The sequence below is a fragment of the Bradyrhizobium mercantei genome, assembly GCF_001982635.1.
GTDB classification, from domain to species: domain Bacteria; phylum Pseudomonadota; class Alphaproteobacteria; order Rhizobiales; family Xanthobacteraceae; genus Bradyrhizobium; species Bradyrhizobium mercantei.
Map to the genome: position 1 here is coordinate 957,455 of NZ_MKFI01000004.1, position 17,522 is coordinate 974,976.

The following is a 17,522-nucleotide window of genomic DNA, read 5'->3' on the forward strand; positions in this document are numbered from 1 at the left end:
GATTTGCGGGAGCGCTCTATCTACGCAATCCCGCGTACTTGAAAAGCGACAACTGGCCGCAGATTGCGCCGCGATGCCGTCACGATCCTGCAAACGAACGAGCAATCGAGCGCGGCGAGGTGCCGCGCTCGACCGCTTGAGCCGATCACCGCGTCAACTTCTTGTACTTCACGCGATGCGGGATGATGCTGTCCTGGCCGAGCCGGCGCATCTTGTCCTTTTCGTAGTCCTGGAAGTTGCCCTCGAACCATTCGACATGGCTGTCGCCCTCGAAGGCCAGGATGTGGGTCGCGATGCGGTCGAGGAACCAGCGATCGTGGCTGATGATGACGGCGCAGCCGGCGAAATCCTCCAGCGCCTCTTCCAGCGCGCGCAGCGTGTCGACGTCGAGGTCGTTGGTCGGTTCGTCGAGCAGCAGCACGTTGGCGCCCGACTTCAGCATCTTGGCGAGATGCACGCGGTTGCGCTCACCGCCGGACAGCGCGCCGACCTTCTTCTGCTGGTCGGCGCCCTTGAAGTTGAACGACGAACAATAGCCGCGCGAATTGACTTCCTTCTTGCCGAGCAGGATCAGCTCGTTGTTGCCGGAAATCTCCTCCCACACCGTCTTCTTGCCGTCGAGCGCGTCGCGCGACTGGTCCACATAGCCGAGATGAACGCTTTCGCCGACCGTGATGGAGCCCTTGTCGGGCTCCTCCTGCTTGGTGATCATCCGAAACAGCGTGGTCTTGCCGGCGCCGTTGGCGCCGATCACGCCGACGATGCCACCCGGCGGCAGCTTGAAGGTGAGGTCGTCGATCAGCATGCGATCGCCAAAACCCTTGCTGAGGCCTTCGAAGTCGACGACGTTCTGGCCGAGCCGTTCGGCGACCGGGATCGTGATCTGCGCGGTCTGGGTCTGCTTTTCGCTGGCCTGCTTGAGCAGTTCCTCATAGCGCTGGTAGCGCGCCTTCGACTTGGCCTGACGCGCCTTCGGCGAGGACGCGATCCACTCCTGCTCGCGGGCCAGCGTCTTCTGATGCGCGGCGTCCTCGCGGCCTTCCTGCTCAAGCCGCTTCTGCTTCTGTTGCAGCCAGGACGAGTAGTTGCCCTCGTAGGGAATGCCGCGGCCGCGATCGAGCTCGAGGATCCAGCCGGTGACGTTGTCGAGGAAGTAGCGATCGTGGGTCACGATCAGGATCGCGCCCGGATAATTGCGCAGATGGCCTTCCAGCCACGACACCGACTCGGCGTCGAGATGGTTGGTCGGTTCGTCCAGCAGCAGCAGCTCCGGCTGATCGAGCAGCAGGCGGCACAGCGCGACGCGGCGGCGTTCACCGCCTGACAGTTTTGTGACATCGGCATCGTCGGGCGGGCAGCGCAGCGCGTCCATCGCCTGGTCGACCTTGCTGTCGAGATCCCACAGGCCCTGGGCCTCGATCTCGTCCTGCAACTTGGTCATCTCGTCGGCGGTCTCGTCCGAATAATTGACGGCGAGCTCGTTGTAGCGGTCGAGGATCGCCTTCTGCTTGGCGACGCCCTGCATGACGTTTTCGCGGACCGAGAGGTTCGGGTCGAGGTGCGGCTCCTGCTCGAGATAGCCGACGCGGGCGCCCTCGGCGACCCAGGCCTCGCCGTTATATTCCTTGTCGAGGCCGGCCATGATCTTGAGCAGCGTCGACTTGCCCGAGCCGTTGACGCCGAGCACGCCGATCTTGGCATCCGGATAGAAGCTCAGATGGATGTTATCGAGCACCTTGCGGGTCGGGTACGCCTTGGTCAGACCCTGCATGAAATAGATGAACTGGCGAGCCATCCGCTGTCCCTGGAATTGATCCGATTTAGAGGAAATTTTGCTGCCGCCGATGTAACGGCCGGCCCCCGAAAGCGCAACCGCGGGACCCGCGTTTTCCATCCGTTCACCACGTTCCGCGCGTTCACCACGGGTGACTACGGGATCGGCACCATGTGTGCGCCGAATCACGACAATTGAAACCATCTTTTAATAAATCAGGCCAAAACTCGTTCTCAACGCCGAAAAACGGCGATTTTCGCGGCAGAACCGCGACCAAAACAGTTGAGGCCACGTCATGGCTACCATTATTTCAGCACCGCTTTCCCGCCCGGCGACCAAAGGCGAGGCGACGTTGTTCGCCGAATTCCGCGCCTTCTGGCGTGCCTTCGTTGCCAAGGCTTTCAATCCCTACCGCCCGGAACTGCACTATATGCGCGGCCCCGGCCCCGCCTGCCGCGCCAAGCAGATGGCGCTGTCGCCGGCAGTCCGATCGATGCTCGCCGATATCCGCACCGCGAAGGCGCACAGGCCGTCCCGGCCGGCGTGACGCTCGCCCTTATTTGAAAGTACGGCCGCTTGCGCGCCCGCCGATTGCGCGCGACCATGACGGCGCAAACGCCACGCGATTGGTGGCCCTTACGGGCCAAAGTGTTTCAACTGTTCGTGCGGATCCCAATCGGCAGTTGGCGCGCGTCCCCTGCTAAACCAATTCATGCCGGCCTCAATCCAGTCTGTGCGCCATCGCTCATAGACGGACCGACGCTTAGCCAAATCGCCGCCGGCCCAGTCGTCGTAGCCAAAATGAATCCCGCAGCAAGGACAAATCTCGTGTGATGACAACGTCCCTTCCCATGGAGAAAAGTCGAGGCCATAGCCACAGGCGGGGCAGAAATGGGTCACGGCACCTAAGTCTCCATCAACGCCACTAACTGGCGTTTGCGCCATCATACCGCACGATCCGCCTCCATCGCTCTGACAATCGCCGTTTTTTGAAAGCACGGCCGCTTGCGCGCCCGCCGATTGCGCGCGACCATGACGGGTCTTCCGACGGTCGATGTCCCGCCGTCGCCCTCACCCTGAATGGACCTTCCCGATGACGCGGCTTCGCTGTGCAATCCTCGACGACTATTTCGACATCGCGCTTTCGGTGGCCGACTGGCCAAAGGTCGAGGACCGCGTCGAGGTAACCGTGTTCGACAAGCCGTTCGCGAGCGAGGCGGAGGCCGCAGCGAAGCTCAGGGATTTCGAGATCATCTGCGCGATGCGCGAGCGCACGGCGTTCCCGAAGAGCCTGCTGGACGCACTGCCCAAGCTGAAGCTCCTGATCACGTCGGGCATGCGCAACGCCGCGATCGACATGGAAGCCGCCAAGGCACGCCAGGTGGTACTGTGCGGCACCCAATATAGCCAGGATCCCACCGCGCCGCTGACCATGGGGTTGATCCTGGAACTGACCCGCGGCATCGGCCGCGAGAATGCACGCATGCACGCCGGCGAAGCCTGGCAGACCTTTGCCGGCACCGAGATCGAGGGCAAGACGCTCGGCGTCATCGGCCTCGGCAAGCTCGGCAGCAAGGTCGCCGGCATGGCCAAGGTGTTCGGCATGAACGTGATCGCCTGGAGCCCCAATTTGACGCCGGAGAAGTGCAAGGAGGCCGGCGTCGGCTATGCCAGCAAGGACGAGCTGTTCGCGACATCCGACATCATCACCATCCATGTCGTGCTGAGCCCGCGCTCGCGCGGACTGGTCGGCGCCGCCGATCTCGCCCGGATGAAGCGGACGGCCTATCTCGTCAACACCGCGCGCGGACCGATCGTCGATGAGGACGCCCTGCTCGCGGCGCTGCGCGACAAGACCATCGCAGGCGCCGGCATCGACGTGTTCTCGGTCGAGCCGCTGCCGACAGATCACCCGCTCCGCAAGCTCGACAATGTCGTGATCACGCCGCATCTCGGCTATGCGACGCGCGAGAGCTTGCAGACGCACTATCAGCAGATGGTCGCGTGCATCGATGCCTTCAGCAAAGGCGGCGAGCCGCCGCGGCGGCTGGCCTGACGAGTTTTTGGTGGAGCATGATCATTTCGGAAAACCGCTTCACACTTTTCCGGATCATGCTCTAGCCGAGCCAGCGGAAGGCGCGTTCGAGCTCCGCGCGGCCGTTGCAGTCATACCAGCGTCCATGGGCGAGGATGATCCGCTCCGGATCCCACTCGATCATGCGGGCGACGGCCGCCTTCATCGCGGCGCGGTCGCGCGAGAACGTCAATCGCATATCGCGCGGCGTGCTGCCGTCCGGATCGCGCACGCCGCCGATCCAGGTCAGCAACCGCATCAGGGGCGAGCGAACTCGCTTGGCCTCAAAATTCTCGATCAAGTCCGTCAGCAGCAATGTCCGCGACGGCAGATGGAAGAACACGACCTCCGTCATGTAGCTGCCGGCCACCGGTAGCGTCGCGATCCACTGATCCCAGGGATAGCCGGATGATCGGTCCAATGGCTCGCCCTCCACGGTCAGCCGGTCGCCGGCCTGCTGCGTGATCTCGCGCGCGAGGAAGATGCGCGCGCCGGGATAGGCGGCATGCCATTCCGGAATCCACCAGTAATGCAGACGATTCGGACCGATGATCCAATTCGGTGCGCCGAGCTCAATGACTGCGGCCTTGAGTTCAGCCGCCAATGGTGTCGGCGAGTGAATGAACAGCCGCCCACCCGGCAAGCGAATGATGGTCGCGCGCGTTGGAAACGGCATTTTGAACCAGCGCGGACCGAACCGGATGATCGGACCATCGATGATCCAGATGTCATCGGCGACCGGTTTCAGCGTATTCAGCGGCGGATAGGTCTCGCAGACGTCCTGCATCGCGTTGCCTCCCTGGCGGCAACGTCGAGATGCGCGGCTTGTTGCAACAAAAAAGGCGCGCTGTTCGCGCGCCTTTTTCAGTATTGAGTTTGCCTGTTGGCCTAGCGCACCGTGACCGGCGCGGGCAGCGGCTGCACCGAAGTCGGCTGCGTGCCCGGCAGCGGCGCGGCCTGGGCCTGCGCGGGGGCCATCGGGTTCGCCGGCGCGGCGGATGCCGTCGTCGTTCCCGGCGGCGGGCCACCGGGCAGCACGACCACGCGGGTGCCGACCTTGGCGCGTTCAAACAGATCCGAGACGTCCTCGTTCAGCATGCCGATGCAGCCCGACGAGACGAACTTGCCGATGGTCGACGGCTGGTTGGTGCCGTGAATACGGTACACGGTCGAGCCGAGATACATCGCGCGAGCGCCGAGCGGGTTGCCGGGTCCGCCGGCCATGAAGCGCGGCAGATAGGGCTGGCGCTCGATCATCTCGGTCGGCGGATGCCAGTCCGGCCACTCGGCCTTGCGGGTGATCTTCTGCACGCCGGTCCAGGTGAAGCCGTCGCGGCCGACGCGGACGCCGTAGCGGACCGCCCGGCCGTTGCCCAGGATGTAATAGAGGTAGGTGTTCGCCGTATCGACGACGATCGTGCCGGCGGGTTCCTTGGTCGCGAACGACACTTCCTGGCGGCGCAGGTTCGGCGCCAGCTGCGCCGGGCCGTCTTCCGGCTGATCGTCCGGCGGCAGCGCTGCGATCTGCACCGGCTTGCCATTGGCATCGACCGGCGCCTGCTGCTGCGGCACGGCTCCGGTCACGCCCTCCGGCGGACGCATGCCGCCGCGGTCGTCGCCATAGGAGACGCCGGCGGCCGGAACGCCATTGTCACGATTGGCCTGCTGCGCGCCCGGACGATCACCATAGATCACCGGCGGCGGCCCCATCGGACGGCCATAGCGGGGATCATCGGGCGACATCACGGGGCCGGTCGGCGCACCGCGATCGGAATAGACCGGCGCGTTCATCGGACGGCCGTAACGCGGATCATCCGGCGACATCACGGGACCCGTCGGCGCACCACGATCGGAATAGGCCGGCGGCGCATTCATCGGGCGGCCATAGCGCGGGTCGTCCGGCGACATCACCGGGCCCGGCGGCGGCAGCGCGGCCGAACTGCGCGGCGCGTCTTCATCGTCGTTGAGGGCGTCGAAGTCCGGCATGCTGCCCTGCGGATAGGGCTGGGGCGCCGTCGAATAGGCAGTGCCCTGGGGGGCCGGATAACCCTGCTGCGCATGCGCAAGCGAAGTTCCTGCCACGCCGAGAGCCGCGGCAGCGCAAATCGTCAGAATGCGGTTGATCATCATTGCTCTTGTATAGTCCCCAAGCCACACCGGACCGTTAACGGCCCAATGCAGGAAGATAGCGGCGCATTCAAGACAATTCCGCGAAACCCGGGCTATTCCGGGCATATTGTGAATTCGCGTCATCGCTGCGGCAAAGATGTCTCATGGCCCGGCAAAGTCTGTCTGCGTGGCCAAAGTCATCAATCACCCGCATTTTGTAACAAACAGTCCTCGGACGTTGCGATATCCTCGAATCGGCCTGATTCGCGCTCGCGACGCCGGCTTTTTGTGTGGTCACCGCGTTCCCTCGATATCGACACCCTCCCGTAGAAGGGGGAACCCGCGCCCATGCTTCCCGGCCTTCGTTTCCTGTTCGCTGCGATCGTGCTGGCGACCTCGCTTCTGGTGTTCGGGTTGGGCGCAGCCGCGCTGTTTCGCGCCGCGCATGAGGAATTCGCCAGCATTCCGGCCCGCCGGGCGCCGCCCGAGCCGCAATTCGCACAGCAGCCCGAGGCGCCGCCGGTGCTTGCCATGGTGCGGGTCGACCCGCCCGTGGACAACCCGCCCGCGGACAAGGTGACGACCGATACGCCGGCAGCCTCGATCCCGTCCGAGCCAGCCGCGGCCGAACCGGCCGCTCCCGCCGAGGCGGCGCCTGCTGCCGAGGCCGCACCTGCCGCTGAGCCGGAGAAGGTCGCCGCCGTGAAGGCGGATGATCCGCCGCCGCCCGCTCCGGCGAAGCCGGAAGCCCAGGCCGCGGAGCCGCCGGCACCAGCCCAATCCGCCGACGCGGCAATGCCGACTCCGAACCCGGAGCCTTCGCCCGTATCACAGCCGATCCCTCCTGCCGCCGAAGCGACACCGGCCGCCGCCGAACCCAAGGTCGCCGCGATCGCCGATCCGCCTGCCGCAAGCAGCGAGCCCGCGCCTGCTGCTCCGGCAGCGGCAATGGCTGCGCCGGAGCCCGCCCCGCCGCCGTCACCGGAGGCGATCGCAGCCGCGACCAGGATCGCGACGCTGGGCGGACCGGAAGTCGTCGTCGAAGCGCCCGCGGCGCCGAAGGCCATTGAGGTGAAGAAGCCGGAGCGCAACGCGACCAGCAAGCCGGCGCACCGCAAGGAGCGTCGGCGGATCGTCCGCGCGCGTCCGGCCCGGCAGATGGTTCAGCAGGTCGATCCGTTCGGCCAGACGACCCTGGTGCCGGTCACCCGACGCTAGAGGTTTTGTTTTGACGCGTTTTCTTCACGCGAACCGGCATCCACTTCGCTCGAAAACGCTTCTCGTTCAGGCCGGTCCCGTCGCGATCGGCGGACCGCTTGCCTGGCCCCATTCCGACCATGAGCCGTCATACAGCGCGGTGTCGGTGACCCCGATCCGGTAGAGCGCGAGCGTCAGCACGCCGGCCGAGACGCCGGAGCCGCAGCTCGTGATGATCGGCGCGTCGAGCTTCACGCCGGCACCGGCGAACGATCTGCGCAGATCGTCGAGCGGCTTCATCTCGCCGGTCGCAGCATCGAACAGCTGGTTGTAGGGCACGTTGCGGGCGCCCGGAATGTGACCGGCGCGGATGCCCGGCCGCGGCTCCGGCGCGCGGCCCTCGAAACGCTCGGCGGCGCGGGCATCGATCACCTGCTCGTTGCGGCTTTCGACATTGGCGATCATCTGCTCGATGCCGCGCACCCGCTTCGCATCGTAGCTCGCCTTGAAGGTCGCAGGCTTCGGCTTCACCTCGCCGCTCTCGACCGCCCTGCCCTCGGCGCGCCACTTCTTCAGACCGCCATTGAGGATGCGCACGTTGCGATGGCCATAGGACAGGAACATCCACCAGGCGCGGGGTGCGGCGACCCAGCCGCCGGCATCGTAGATCACGACGGTGTCGGCATTGCCGACGCCGAGCCCGCCGATGTCGCGGCCGAACTGCTCGGCGCTCGGAAACATGTGCGGCAGCGGGTTGGCATGGTCGGACACCGCGTCGACATCGAAGAACACCGCGCCGGGCAGATGCGCGGCGAGATAATCGTCCTTCGGCAGCGGCAGCACGCCGGGCAGCTTGAAGGTCGCGTCGAGCACCTTGACGTCGGCATCGCCGAGATGCGCGGCCAGCCATTCGGTCGAAACGAGCGGATCAGTGGTAGATGTCATGAATTGAAGTCTCCAGCATCTGTCAGATCGTCATTGCCGGGCCTGACCCGGCAATCCACCTCGTTCGGAAGGCTCAATTCTGGATGGACACGCGGGTCAAGCCCGCGTGTGACGAGTCTTCTTCAGCCCTTCTTCTTCGGCTCCCACGCCTCGATCGGACCGCCGGCCTCGCGCCAGGCGGCAAAGCCGCCGCCCATATGCGCGACCGGCTTCAGGCCCATGTCCTTCGCGGTCTTGGCCGCAAGTGCCGAGCGCAGGCCGCCGGCGCAGTGGAAGATGAACTTCTTGTCTTCCTGGAAGATCGGCTTGGCGTAGGGGCTGTTCGGATCGATCCAGAACTCGAGCATGCCGCGGGTGCAGGAGAACGCGCCGGGGATCTTGCCGTCGCGCTCGATTTCGCGGGGATCGCGGATGTCGACGATCACGACGTCGTTCTTGCCGATCAGCGTGATCGCATCGGCCGCGCTGATGGTCTCGATCTCGGCATTGGCCTCGTCGATCATCACCTTGATGCCGCGATGGATATTCTGGGGCATGGGGCTCTCCCTGGATGTTGTTGTTGGCGCGCCCGCCGGCGCGCGACGCGTTGCAGCGTTTAGCGCACCAGCTCCCGCATCGCGTTCTCCAGACCCTCGATCGTGATCGGATACATGCGCTCGGAGAACAGGCGGCGGATGATGGTGGTCGATTCCGAATAGTCCCAGTGCTTCTGCGCCACCGGATTGAGCCACACCGCGTGCGGATAGGTGCGGGTGATGCGGTCGAGCCAGACCGAGCCGGCCTCTTCGTTGACGTGCTCGACCGAGCCGCCGGGAACCATGATCTCGTAAGGCGACATCGAGGCGTCGCCGACGAACACCACCTTGTAGTCGTGCGGGTACTTGTGCAGCACGTCCCAGGTCGGCGTGCGGTCGGTGAAGCGCCGCTTGTTCTGCTTCCAGACGCCTTCATAGAGGCAGTTGTGGAAGTAGAAATATTCCATGTGCTTGAATTCGCTCTTGGCGGCCGAGAACAGTTCCTCGACCTGCTCGATATGCGAATCCATCGAGCCGCCGATATCGAAGAACACCAGCACCTTGACCGCGTTGCGCCGCTCGGGGCGCATGTGCACGTCGAGATAACCGTGGTTGGCGGTCTCCTTGATCGTGGTGTCGAGATCGAGCTCGTCGGGTGCGCCGGTGCGCGCGAACTTGCGCAGCCGCCGCAGCGCGACCTTGATGTTGCGGATGCCGAGCTCGACATTGCCGTCGAGGTCCTTGAACTCGCGCTTGTCCCACACCTTCACGGCGCGGTTGTTGCGGTTCTTCTCCTGCCCGATCCGCACGCCCTCGGGATTATAGCCATGGGCACCGAACGGCGAGGTGCCGGCGGTGCCGATCCACTTGCTGCCGCCCTGGTGACGGCCCTTCTGTTCCTCGAGCCGCTTCTTCAAGGTCTCCATGAGCTTGTCCCAGCCCATGGCCTCGATCTGCTTCTTCTCTTCCTCGGTGAGATATTTCTCGGCGAGCTTCTTCAGCCACTCTTCGGGGATCTCGGCCTTGCCCATGGCGTCGAGCAGGCTCTCGAGCCCCTTGAACACGGTGCCGAACACGCGATCGAACTTGTCGAGATTGCGCTCGTCCTTTACCAGCGCGGCGCGCGACAAATAATAGAAGTTCTCGACCGTCTGTTCGGCGAGATCGGCGTCAAGCGCTTCCATCAAGGTCAGATATTCCCGTAGCGTCACGGGGACCTGGGCGTCGCGCAGCGATGTGAAGAACTGCAGGAACATGGTTACTTAAATCGCCCGCCCTGCCGGTGCCGTCAAGGGCCCCTGCCCCGCCCGTTCCGGCGGATCAGCCATTCACTTTCACTTAACCACCCCGGCGGGCTTCGGTCCGGCCCCCCGAAACGTGACGTTAAGATGGGACGTTGATCACTGGAAGTAGCACGATGCCAGTGGACCCGACCGACTTGCCCAACAGCCCCGCCAAGCTGCCGAAACTGTTCTCGCCGACCGCGATCGTCGCCGCCGTGGTGACGGCGATGAGCATATTCGTGCTGGGTCTTTTGATCTGGAAGGCGGTCGAGGCGCGCACCACGGCGCTGGCCCAGGGCGAGCGCGACATCCGCAACCTCACCCACTCGCTGGCGGAGCACGCCTCGCACTCGGTCCAGGCGATCGACGTGTCCATGAACGCCATGGTCGACCTCTTGAAATACCAGAAGCCGCGCGTCGACCGCTTCAACGCCGCCCTGCGCAAGACCGCCGACGCGCTGCCGCAGATCGGCGAGATCGGCGTCATCGACCCCGAGGGCAACAGGATCTACTCGTCGGCCGCGGAGCTGCCCGCCCACAACAATGCCGATCGCAGCTATTTCATCAGCCATCGCGACTCCCCCGATGCAACACTGCATATCAGCGAGCCGTTGCAGTCGCGGCTGACCGGGCATCCGACCATCGTGCTGTCGCGGCGCGTCACGAAGGAAGACGGCAGCTTCGGCGGCGTGCTGTTTGCGACCATCGAGAGCAGCTACTTCGACAAGTTCTATCAGGCCTTCCAATTCGGTCCGCACGCCGGAATTACCCTGCTTCGCCTCGACGGCGTCGTCCTGGCGCACTGGCCGACGGGCAAGTGGAACAAGGAGGTTTCCGCAGCCTTCAAGGCGAAGATCGAGCAGGACCGGACGGGCTACACCAAGACCACGTCGCCGTTCGATGGACGCGCCAAATATCTCGGCTTCGAGCGCGCATCGCAGTATCCGATCGTGGTCACCGTCGCACTGCCGGAAGCCCAGGTGCTCGCCGCCTGGCATGAGGATCTGCGCAACGACCTGTTTGTCGCCGTGATCCTGATGGGGAGCGTCATCCTGTTCGCGATCCTGCTCGGCAAGGAATTTGCCAAGCGGACCAAGGTCGCGCGGATGCTCAGGGAACGCGAGGCGCGCTACCGGCTGCTGGCCGACAACATCGCCGACGTCGTGATCCTGCTCGACCGCGACGGCCGTTTCCTGTTCGTGTCGCAGTCGGTCGAGACCATCCTCGCCCGCAAGCCGGACGATCTGATCGGCAAATCCTGCTTCGAGTTCGTGCATCCCGATCACCTCGCCGACGTCGCCAGGGCGACCTCGGAATTGACCAACTGGACCACCACCAAGACCGTCGAGTTCAGGACGTTCCGCGCCGACGGGACCGAGGTCTGGGTCGAGATCAATTTCAAGCTGGCCGGGCTTGCGGAAGATCACCAGGCCATCGAGGTGGTCGGCGTGCTGCGCGACGTGACCGAACGCCGCAAGATGGAAGACGAGCTCAACGCGTTGAACATTCGCCTCTCCGAACTGGCGACCACCGACGGCCTGACCGCGCTCGCCAACCGGCGCAGCTTCGACAGCGCACTGCCGCGCGAGTTCCGCGACCGCGAGCTGATCTCGCTGATCATGCTCGACATCGATCACTTCAAGGGTTTCAACGATACGCAGGGCCATCAGGCCGGCGACGAATGCCTGAAGCGCGTGGCGCGCGTGATCGCGGACGCCACCGACAACACCACCGCGCTGGCGGCGCGATATGGCGGCGAGGAGTTCGCGATCGTCCTGCCCGGCGTCAACGAGCAGGATGCGCTGAAGGTCGCCGAGGCCATGCGCCTCACCGTGCGATCGCTGGCGATCGCCAACCCGGCCGCGCGCCGCGGCGTGGTCTCGATCAGCCTCGGCATCGCCAGCCGATCGGCTGCGACCGCAAACGAGACCGAACTGCTCGGCCAGGCCGACCTCGCGCTCTACGAGGCGAAGCGTTCGGGACGCGACCGCACCGTGCTGGCTTCGTCGCTCGCGGGTGACAATCATTCCGCAGGACGGAAACAGTACGCCTGACATACTATGCGCCAGCTGCCTTATGCTCCAGCTGCCGTCCAGGGTACCGCTGCGCTGCGGAATCCGCCCTAGACCGCCCGGCGTTTTCAATTACAATTGCGCCTGACAAGACATTGGGCAGGACGTTTGAATGGGCATCATTGCGGCACTGGTGATCGGTGCGATTGCCGGCTGGCTCGCTGGGCTGATCGTGCGCGGCGCGGGCTTCGGGCTGATCGGCAATATGGTCGTCGGCATCATCGGCGCGCTGGTGGCGAGCTGGCTGTTGCCGCGACTTGGCGTCAGCCTCGGCAGCAGCGCGATCCGCGACATCGTCAACGCGACGATCGGCGCTGTGATCGTGCTGGTGATCCTGTCGGTGATCAGACGCGCGTGATCGGACAATTCGCATTCCCGACGGCCGCTGCGAGAGCGGTCGTTTCATGTTGAGGCCGAACCGGCCAACGAACGAAGCAAGGCAAACAGATAGATGAAATTCACGGGTACCAAGGACTACGTCGCCACCGATGACCTCAAGGTCGCCGTCAATGCCGCCATCGTGCTCGAGCGTCCGCTGCTGGTGAAGGGCGAGCCCGGCACCGGCAAGACCGTGCTGGCCGAGGAAGTCGCCAAGGCGATCGACGCGCCGCTTCTGACCTGGCACATCAAGTCGACCACCAAGGCGCAGCAGGGCCTCTACGAATACGATGCGGTCTCGCGGCTGCGCGACAGCCAGCTCGGCGACGCCCGTGTGTCCGACATCAAGAACTACATCAAGCGCGGCAAGCTGTGGGAGGCCTTCACCCACGAGAAGCGCCCGGTGCTCCTGATCGACGAGATCGACAAGGCCGACATCGAGTTCCCCAACGACCTGCTGCTCGAACTCGACCGCATGGAGTTCCACGTCTACGAGACCGGCGAGACCATCAAGGCGAAGCTGCGCCCGATCGTGATGATCACGTCGAACAACGAGAAGGAACTGCCGGACGCCTTCCTGCGCCGCTGCTTCTTCCACTACATCAAGTTCCCCGACAGCGAGACGATGGGCAAGATTGTCGATGTGCACTTCCCCGGCATCAAGAAGCGGCTGGTGGAAGAGGCGCTGCGGATCTTCTTCGAGGTCCGCGAGGTGCCGGGCCTGAAGAAGAAGCCCTCAACCTCCGAGTTGCTCGACTGGCTCAAGCTGCTGCTCAACGAGGACATCACGCCCGAGATGCTCAGGGAGCGCGATCCGCGCAAGCTGATCCCGCCGCTGCATGGCGCACTGCTCAAGAACGAGCAGGACGTGCATCTGTTCGAGCGGCTGGCGTTCCTCAGCCGCCGCGAAGTCTAGTTTCGATAGCGGCAAGCGCCGGGGCGATCGCTCCGGCGTTTTGCTTCGATAGCTCAACGAACAATCCAATAAACAAGAAGACCAGGGAAGATGAACGTCCAGACCCAGATCCGGGCCGCCGAGCCCGTCACCACAGAGCATTTCGACGTCCTGATCGCCGGCGCCGGCATCTCCGGCGTCGGCGCCGCCTACCACCTCACCACGCAATGCCCGGGCACCAGCTTCGTGGTGCTGGAGACGCAGAAGACGTTCGGCGGCACCTGGTCGACCCACCGCTATCCCGGCATCCGCTCCGACAGCGACCTGCACACCTTCGGCTATCGCTTCAAGCCGTGGACCAGCGCGCCGATCGCGAGCGCGGCCGAGATCCTGAAATACATGGGCGAGGTGATCGAGGAGAACGACCTCGCCCGCCACATCCGCTACCGCCACACCATCACCGCGGCGAAGTGGTCGAACGAGACCAATCTCTGGACCATCGACGCCACGCGCATCGATACCGGCGAGCGGCTGCGCTTCACCACCAACTTCTTCTGGATGTGCCAGGGCTACTATCGCCACGACGCGGGCTACACGCCCGAATGGACCGACATGGCGAAGTTCAAGGGCACGGTCGTGCATCCGCAGACCTGGCCCGACGACCTCGACTACAAGGGCAAGCGCGTCGTCGTGATCGGCTCCGGCGCCACCGCTGCGACCCTGATCCCGGCGATGGCCAAGGACGCCGGCCATGTCACCATGCTGCAGCGCTCGCCGACCTATTTCCGTACCGGCCGCAACGCGATTGAGATCGCCGAGGAGCTGCGCAGGCTGCAGGTCGACGAGCATTGGATCCACGAAATCACGCGCCGCAAGATCCTGTTCGAGCAGGACGCCTTCACCAAGCGCACCTTCGCCGAGCCGGAGGGCGCCAAGAAGGACCTGCTGGCGGCGGTCGAGGCCGTTCTCGGCAAGGACTACGACATGGCCACGCACTTCACGCCGCGCTACCGGCCGTGGCGGCAGCGCATCGCCTTCGTTCCGGACGCTGACCTGTTCCACGCCATCAAGGGCGGCAAGGCGTCCGTCGTCACCGACGAGATCGAGCGCTTCACCGAGAAGGGCATCCTGCTCAAGTCCGGCAAGGAGCTCGAGGCCGACATCATCATCACCGCGACCGGCTTCCATCTCTCCGCCAATGGCGGCATCGACTTCGAAATCGACGGCAAGCCGCTCGACTTCGCCGATACCGTGACCTATCGCGGCATGATGTTCACCGGCGTGCCGAACCTCGTCTGGGTGTTCGGCTATTTCCGCGCCAGCTGGACCCTGCGCGTCGACCTGGTCGGCGACTTCGTCTGCCGCATGCTCAAGCACATGAAGGAGACCGGCGCGAGCAAGGTGACGCCGGCGCTGCGTCCTGAAGACCACAACATGCCACTGCTGTCGTGGATCGATCCGGAGAACTTCAACCCCGGCTACATGATGCGCGGCATGCACCTGTTGCCGAAGCGCGGCGACAAGCCGGAGTGGCAGCACAACCAGGATTACTGGGCCGAGAAGGACGAATTCCCGGCGATCGACCTCGAGGACAAGGCGTTCGTCTACGGCTGAGCTTCTTTCATCCGCTCACGCTAGTGTGGATCCCGTCATCCCCGCGCAAAGGCTCCGCCTTTGTCGCTGGAGGTGCTCGCGTAGCGAGCCTCGAAGGATGCACGGCCACCAGCCGGGCCGTCGATGCTTCGAGACGCCGCTTCGCGGCTCCTCAGCATGACGGTGATAGATTGAGCGCGCTCATCAAAGAGCTCGCTAGATCTCACCAAACACTCCGTCATTGCGAGGAGCGAAGCGACGAAGCAATCCATCCTTCCGCGTACGCCGCTCGATGGATTGCTTCGCTTCGCTCGCAATGACGGAATTCGCTACGCATATTCCGGCAGCTTCGCGGCGGCCTCCGGCGTCTTGCCGCGGATCATGTCGGAGGCCTTGTCGGCGATCATCAAGGTCGAGGCGTTGAGATTGGCTGAGATCATCCGCGGCATGATCGAGGCGTCGATCACGCGCAGGCCGTCCATGCCATGGACCCGAAGCTGGTCGTCGACCACCGCCCACGGCGCGTCCGCCGGTCCCATCCGGCAGGTGCAGCCGGGATGGAACGTGGTGGTGCCGCGCTGGGTCGCGGCCGCGAGCAGTTCGTCGTCGCTCGTGACCTTCGGGCCCGGAAAATCCTCATAGGCGTAATACGGCTTGAGCGGCTCCGAGGCGAGCAGCCGGCGCGCCAGCTTCATGCCGGCGACGACGACGCGGCGATCGATCTCCTCGGCGAGATAATTGGTCTGGATGATCGGCGGCGCGAACGGATCGCCCGAGCGGATGCGGACATAGCCGCGGCTCTCCGGCCGCTGCTGCCATGACGCGACCGTCATGCCGGGCTCGTCCTCGAGCTGGCCCTGCACGCCTTCCTTGTAGCTCGCCGGCGTGAAGGTGAGCTGCAAATCGGAGCTCTCGGTGGTCTCGCCGGAATGCCAGAAGCAGTAGACCATGGTCGGCGACAGCGACAGCAGGCCGCGCCGCGTCGTCGCCCATTTGATCGCTTCGCCCCACAGGCTGAGGCCGCGGCGCATTTCGTTGATGGTCCGGATGTTCTTGACCCGCGCCACCGAGCGCGGCGCGTAGTGATCCTGCAAGCCTTCGCCGACACCCGGCAGCGCGTGGCGCACCTCGATGCCGTGTGCCTGCAACAGATCCGGCGAGCCGACGCCGGAGAGCTGCAACAGCTGCGGCGAGTTGTAGGCGCCGCCGGAGAGGATGACTTCCTTGGTGGCGCGGATCTCCAGGGGATCGCCGTGCTTGCCGCCGCGGTTATAGCGCACGCCGACCGCGCGCTTGCCCTCGAAGATGATGCCGGTGACATGGGCATGCGTGCGCACGTCGACGTTCGGCCGCCGCCGCGCCGGATGCAGGAACGCGGTCGCGGCACTCACGCGGCGTCCGTTCAGGATGGTGCGCTGGCAGTACGACACGCCCTCCTGGATCTGGCCGTTGTAATCGGGGTTGCGCGGAATCCCGAGCGAGACCGCACCGGCCATGAAGGCCTCGCAGAGCGGGTCCTGCCAGTCCATCGTGGTGACGGTGAGATTTCCATCCCGACCGCGATAAGTGTCGTCGCCCTCGCCGATCCGCCTCTCCATGCGCCGGAAATACGGCAGCACGTCGGGATAGCCCCAGCCGCGATTGCCGAGCTGCGCCCAGGTGTCGAAATCCTGGCGCTGGCCGCGATTGTAAATGTGGCCGTTGATTGAGGACGAGCCGCCGAGCGTCTTGCCGCGCGGCGCGTAGATGCTGCGCCCGCCGGTGTAGGGACCGACCTCCTGCTGGTAGGCCCAGTTCACGCTCTTCATGTGGAAGGTCTTGATGAAGCCGGCCGGCAGATGGATGTAGGGATGCCAGTCGCTCGGCCCCGCTTCGAGCACGCACACCCGCGTGCCCGCATCTTCACTCAACCGATTGGTCAGCACGCTCCCGGCGGAGCCTGCACCGATGATCACATAATCGAACGTTTCCATCGTCTCGTTTCTGGCGCCGATTGCAATGTCAGCGCGGCTTTTCGTTGAGTTGATAGTTGAGATGCGCCTTCACCGTCGGCCATTCGCTGGCGATGATGCTGTAAACCACGGTGTCGCGCAACGTGCCGTTGGGCGCGATCTGATGGCTGCGCAAAATGCCGTCCTGCTTGGCACCCAGACGCTCGATGCCGCGCCGGCTCTGGTGATTGAAGAAATGCGTGCGGAACTCGACCGCGATGCAATCGAGCTTCTCGAAGGCGTGGGTCAGCAGCAGCAGTTTGCACTGCGTATTGACCGCGCTGCGCTGCACACGCTTGGCGTACCAGGTCGAGCCGATCTCGACGCGGCGGTTCGGCGTATCGACGTTCATGTAGGTCGTCATGCCGGAAATCTTGCCGTCGGCATCGAACACCGTGAACGGCAGCATCGAGCCGGCCTTCAGCAGACCGAGCCGGCGGTCGATCTCCTTGGCCATGTTCTCTGCTTGCGGGATCGCGGTGTACCAGAGCTTTGACAGCTCACCGTCCTTCACCGCCTCGGTCAGTCCCGCGAGGTGATCATGCGACAGCGGTTCAAGCCGCGCATGCGCGCCGCGAAGGGTGACCGGTTCGAGCCAGGGCATTTTGTATCCTTTATCTGTAATCTCGCGCGAGCTTAGCCGTCATTGCGAGCGAAGCGAAGCAATCCATCTGTCCACATATGCGGATCGATGGA

The 17,522-nt window shown here is 64.5% G+C and carries 15 protein-coding genes; 7 read left to right on the top strand and 8 right to left on the bottom strand.

Features of this window, described 5'->3' with window-relative positions; translation table 11 throughout:
* Window positions 1-145: 145 nt before the first annotated feature.
* Entirely contained in the window at window positions 146-1,795 is a 1,650-nt protein-coding gene (gene ettA, locus BI327_RS22460) for an energy-dependent translational throttle protein EttA (RefSeq protein WP_076862951.1), read from the bottom strand.
* A gap of 274 nt (window positions 1,796-2,069) precedes the next feature.
* Here ettA and BI327_RS22465 point away from each other — a divergent pair, with 274 nt between their 5' ends.
* Together BI327_RS22465 and BI327_RS22475 are read left to right on the top strand one after the other, a co-directional pair.
* Entirely contained in the window at window positions 2,070-2,321 is a 252-nt protein-coding gene (locus BI327_RS22465) for a hypothetical protein (RefSeq protein ID WP_076862952.1), read from the top strand.
* A 546-nt stretch (window positions 2,322-2,867) separates the two neighbouring features.
* Window positions 2,868-3,830, top strand: coding sequence for a D-2-hydroxyacid dehydrogenase family protein (locus tag BI327_RS22475; RefSeq protein ID WP_076862954.1), 963 nt, complete (start codon window positions 2,868-2,870; stop codon window positions 3,828-3,830).
* A 61-nt stretch (window positions 3,831-3,891) separates the two neighbouring features.
* Here the strand turns inward: BI327_RS22475 and BI327_RS22480 are convergent, their stop codons facing one another.
* Entirely contained in the window at window positions 3,892-4,635 is a 744-nt protein-coding gene (locus BI327_RS22480; protein ID WP_076862956.1) for a DUF4336 domain-containing protein, read from the bottom strand.
* A 101-nt stretch (window positions 4,636-4,736) separates the two neighbouring features.
* Window positions 4,737-5,978, bottom strand: a complete 1,242-nt coding sequence (locus tag BI327_RS22485; protein WP_089025549.1) for a L,D-transpeptidase family protein — start codon at window positions 5,976-5,978, stop codon at window positions 4,737-4,739.
* A 327-nt stretch (window positions 5,979-6,305) separates the two neighbouring features.
* Here BI327_RS22485 and BI327_RS22490 point away from each other — a divergent pair, with 327 nt between their 5' ends.
* Window positions 6,306-7,175, top strand: coding sequence for a hypothetical protein (locus tag BI327_RS22490; protein ID WP_076862957.1), 870 nt, complete (start codon window positions 6,306-6,308; stop codon window positions 7,173-7,175).
* A 66-nt stretch (window positions 7,176-7,241) separates the two neighbouring features.
* Here the strand turns inward: BI327_RS22490 and sseA are convergent, their stop codons facing one another.
* From sseA to BI327_RS22505, 3 genes are all read right to left on the bottom strand, one after another.
* On the bottom strand, window positions 7,242-8,099 hold the full coding sequence (gene sseA / locus BI327_RS22495) for a 3-mercaptopyruvate sulfurtransferase (protein ID WP_076862959.1): 858 nt from the start codon (window positions 8,097-8,099) through the stop codon (window positions 7,242-7,244).
* 122 nt (window positions 8,100-8,221) lie between these two features.
* Window positions 8,222-8,635, bottom strand: coding sequence for a rhodanese-like domain-containing protein (locus tag BI327_RS22500; RefSeq protein WP_016847778.1), 414 nt, complete (start codon window positions 8,633-8,635; stop codon window positions 8,222-8,224).
* 59 nt (window positions 8,636-8,694) lie between these two features.
* A complete protein-coding gene (locus BI327_RS22505; RefSeq protein ID WP_050632069.1) occupies window positions 8,695-9,870 on the bottom strand; it encodes a vWA domain-containing protein in 1,176 nt (391 codons plus the stop codon).
* A gap of 161 nt (window positions 9,871-10,031) precedes the next feature.
* Here BI327_RS22505 and BI327_RS22510 point away from each other — a divergent pair, with 161 nt between their 5' ends.
* The 4 genes from BI327_RS22510 (at window position 10,032) to BI327_RS22525 (ending at window position 14,856) form a co-directional block, all read left to right on the top strand.
* Window positions 10,032-11,951, top strand: a complete 1,920-nt coding sequence (locus BI327_RS22510; RefSeq protein ID WP_076862962.1) for a diguanylate cyclase — start codon at window positions 10,032-10,034, stop codon at window positions 11,949-11,951.
* Window positions 11,952-12,081: 130 nt separating this feature from the next.
* Window positions 12,082-12,327, top strand: a complete 246-nt coding sequence (locus tag BI327_RS22515; RefSeq protein ID WP_076862964.1) for a GlsB/YeaQ/YmgE family stress response membrane protein — start codon at window positions 12,082-12,084, stop codon at window positions 12,325-12,327.
* 93 nt (window positions 12,328-12,420) lie between these two features.
* A complete protein-coding gene (locus BI327_RS22520) occupies window positions 12,421-13,263 on the top strand; it encodes an AAA family ATPase (protein ID WP_076862966.1) in 843 nt (280 codons plus the stop codon).
* Window positions 13,264-13,353: 90 nt separating this feature from the next.
* On the top strand, window positions 13,354-14,856 hold the full coding sequence (locus BI327_RS22525) for a flavin-containing monooxygenase (protein WP_076862969.1): 1,503 nt from the start codon (window positions 13,354-13,356) through the stop codon (window positions 14,854-14,856).
* A 308-nt stretch (window positions 14,857-15,164) separates the two neighbouring features.
* On the opposite strand, the gene BI327_RS22535 is transcribed toward BI327_RS22525, so the two are convergent.
* Both BI327_RS22535 and BI327_RS22540 read right to left on the bottom strand, forming a co-directional pair.
* Window positions 15,165-16,808, bottom strand: coding sequence for a GMC family oxidoreductase (locus tag BI327_RS22535; RefSeq protein WP_076862973.1), 1,644 nt, complete (start codon window positions 16,806-16,808; stop codon window positions 15,165-15,167).
* 28 nt (window positions 16,809-16,836) lie between these two features.
* A complete protein-coding gene (locus tag BI327_RS22540; protein WP_076862975.1) occupies window positions 16,837-17,430 on the bottom strand; it encodes a GNAT family N-acetyltransferase in 594 nt (197 codons plus the stop codon).
* Window positions 17,431-17,522 lie beyond the last annotated feature (92 nt).

Bases quoted from the DNA above. Each gene is read 5' to 3' on its own strand.
- BI327_RS22540 (WP_076862975.1), bottom strand. From the start codon at position 17,430: ATGCCCTGGCTCGAACCGGTCACCCTTCGCGGCGCGCATGCGCGGCTT.
- BI327_RS22480 (WP_076862956.1), bottom strand. From the start codon at position 4,635: ATGCAGGACGTCTGCGAGACCTATCCGCCGCTGAATACGCTGAAACCG.
- BI327_RS22475 (WP_076862954.1), top strand. From the start codon at position 2,868: ATGACGCGGCTTCGCTGTGCAATCCTCGACGACTATTTCGACATCGCG.
- sseA (WP_076862959.1), bottom strand. From the start codon at position 8,099: ATGACATCTACCACTGATCCGCTCGTTTCGACCGAATGGCTGGCCGCG.
- BI327_RS22525 (WP_076862969.1), top strand. From the start codon at position 13,354: ATGAACGTCCAGACCCAGATCCGGGCCGCCGAGCCCGTCACCACAGAG.
- BI327_RS22535 (WP_076862973.1), bottom strand. From the start codon at position 16,808: ATGGAAACGTTCGATTATGTGATCATCGGTGCAGGCTCCGCCGGGAGC.
- BI327_RS22485 (WP_089025549.1), bottom strand. From the start codon at position 5,978: ATGATGATCAACCGCATTCTGACGATTTGCGCTGCCGCGGCTCTCGGC.
- BI327_RS22520 (WP_076862966.1), top strand. From the start codon at position 12,421: ATGAAATTCACGGGTACCAAGGACTACGTCGCCACCGATGACCTCAAG.
- BI327_RS22500 (WP_016847778.1), bottom strand. From the start codon at position 8,635: ATGCCCCAGAATATCCATCGCGGCATCAAGGTGATGATCGACGAGGCC.
- ettA (WP_076862951.1), bottom strand. From the start codon at position 1,795: ATGGCTCGCCAGTTCATCTATTTCATGCAGGGTCTGACCAAGGCGTAC.
- BI327_RS22510 (WP_076862962.1), top strand. From the start codon at position 10,032: ATGCCAGTGGACCCGACCGACTTGCCCAACAGCCCCGCCAAGCTGCCG.
- BI327_RS22490 (WP_076862957.1), top strand. From the start codon at position 6,306: ATGCTTCCCGGCCTTCGTTTCCTGTTCGCTGCGATCGTGCTGGCGACC.
- BI327_RS22515 (WP_076862964.1), top strand. From the start codon at position 12,082: ATGGGCATCATTGCGGCACTGGTGATCGGTGCGATTGCCGGCTGGCTC.
- BI327_RS22465 (WP_076862952.1), top strand. From the start codon at position 2,070: ATGGCTACCATTATTTCAGCACCGCTTTCCCGCCCGGCGACCAAAGGC.
- BI327_RS22505 (WP_050632069.1), bottom strand. From the start codon at position 9,870: ATGTTCCTGCAGTTCTTCACATCGCTGCGCGACGCCCAGGTCCCCGTG.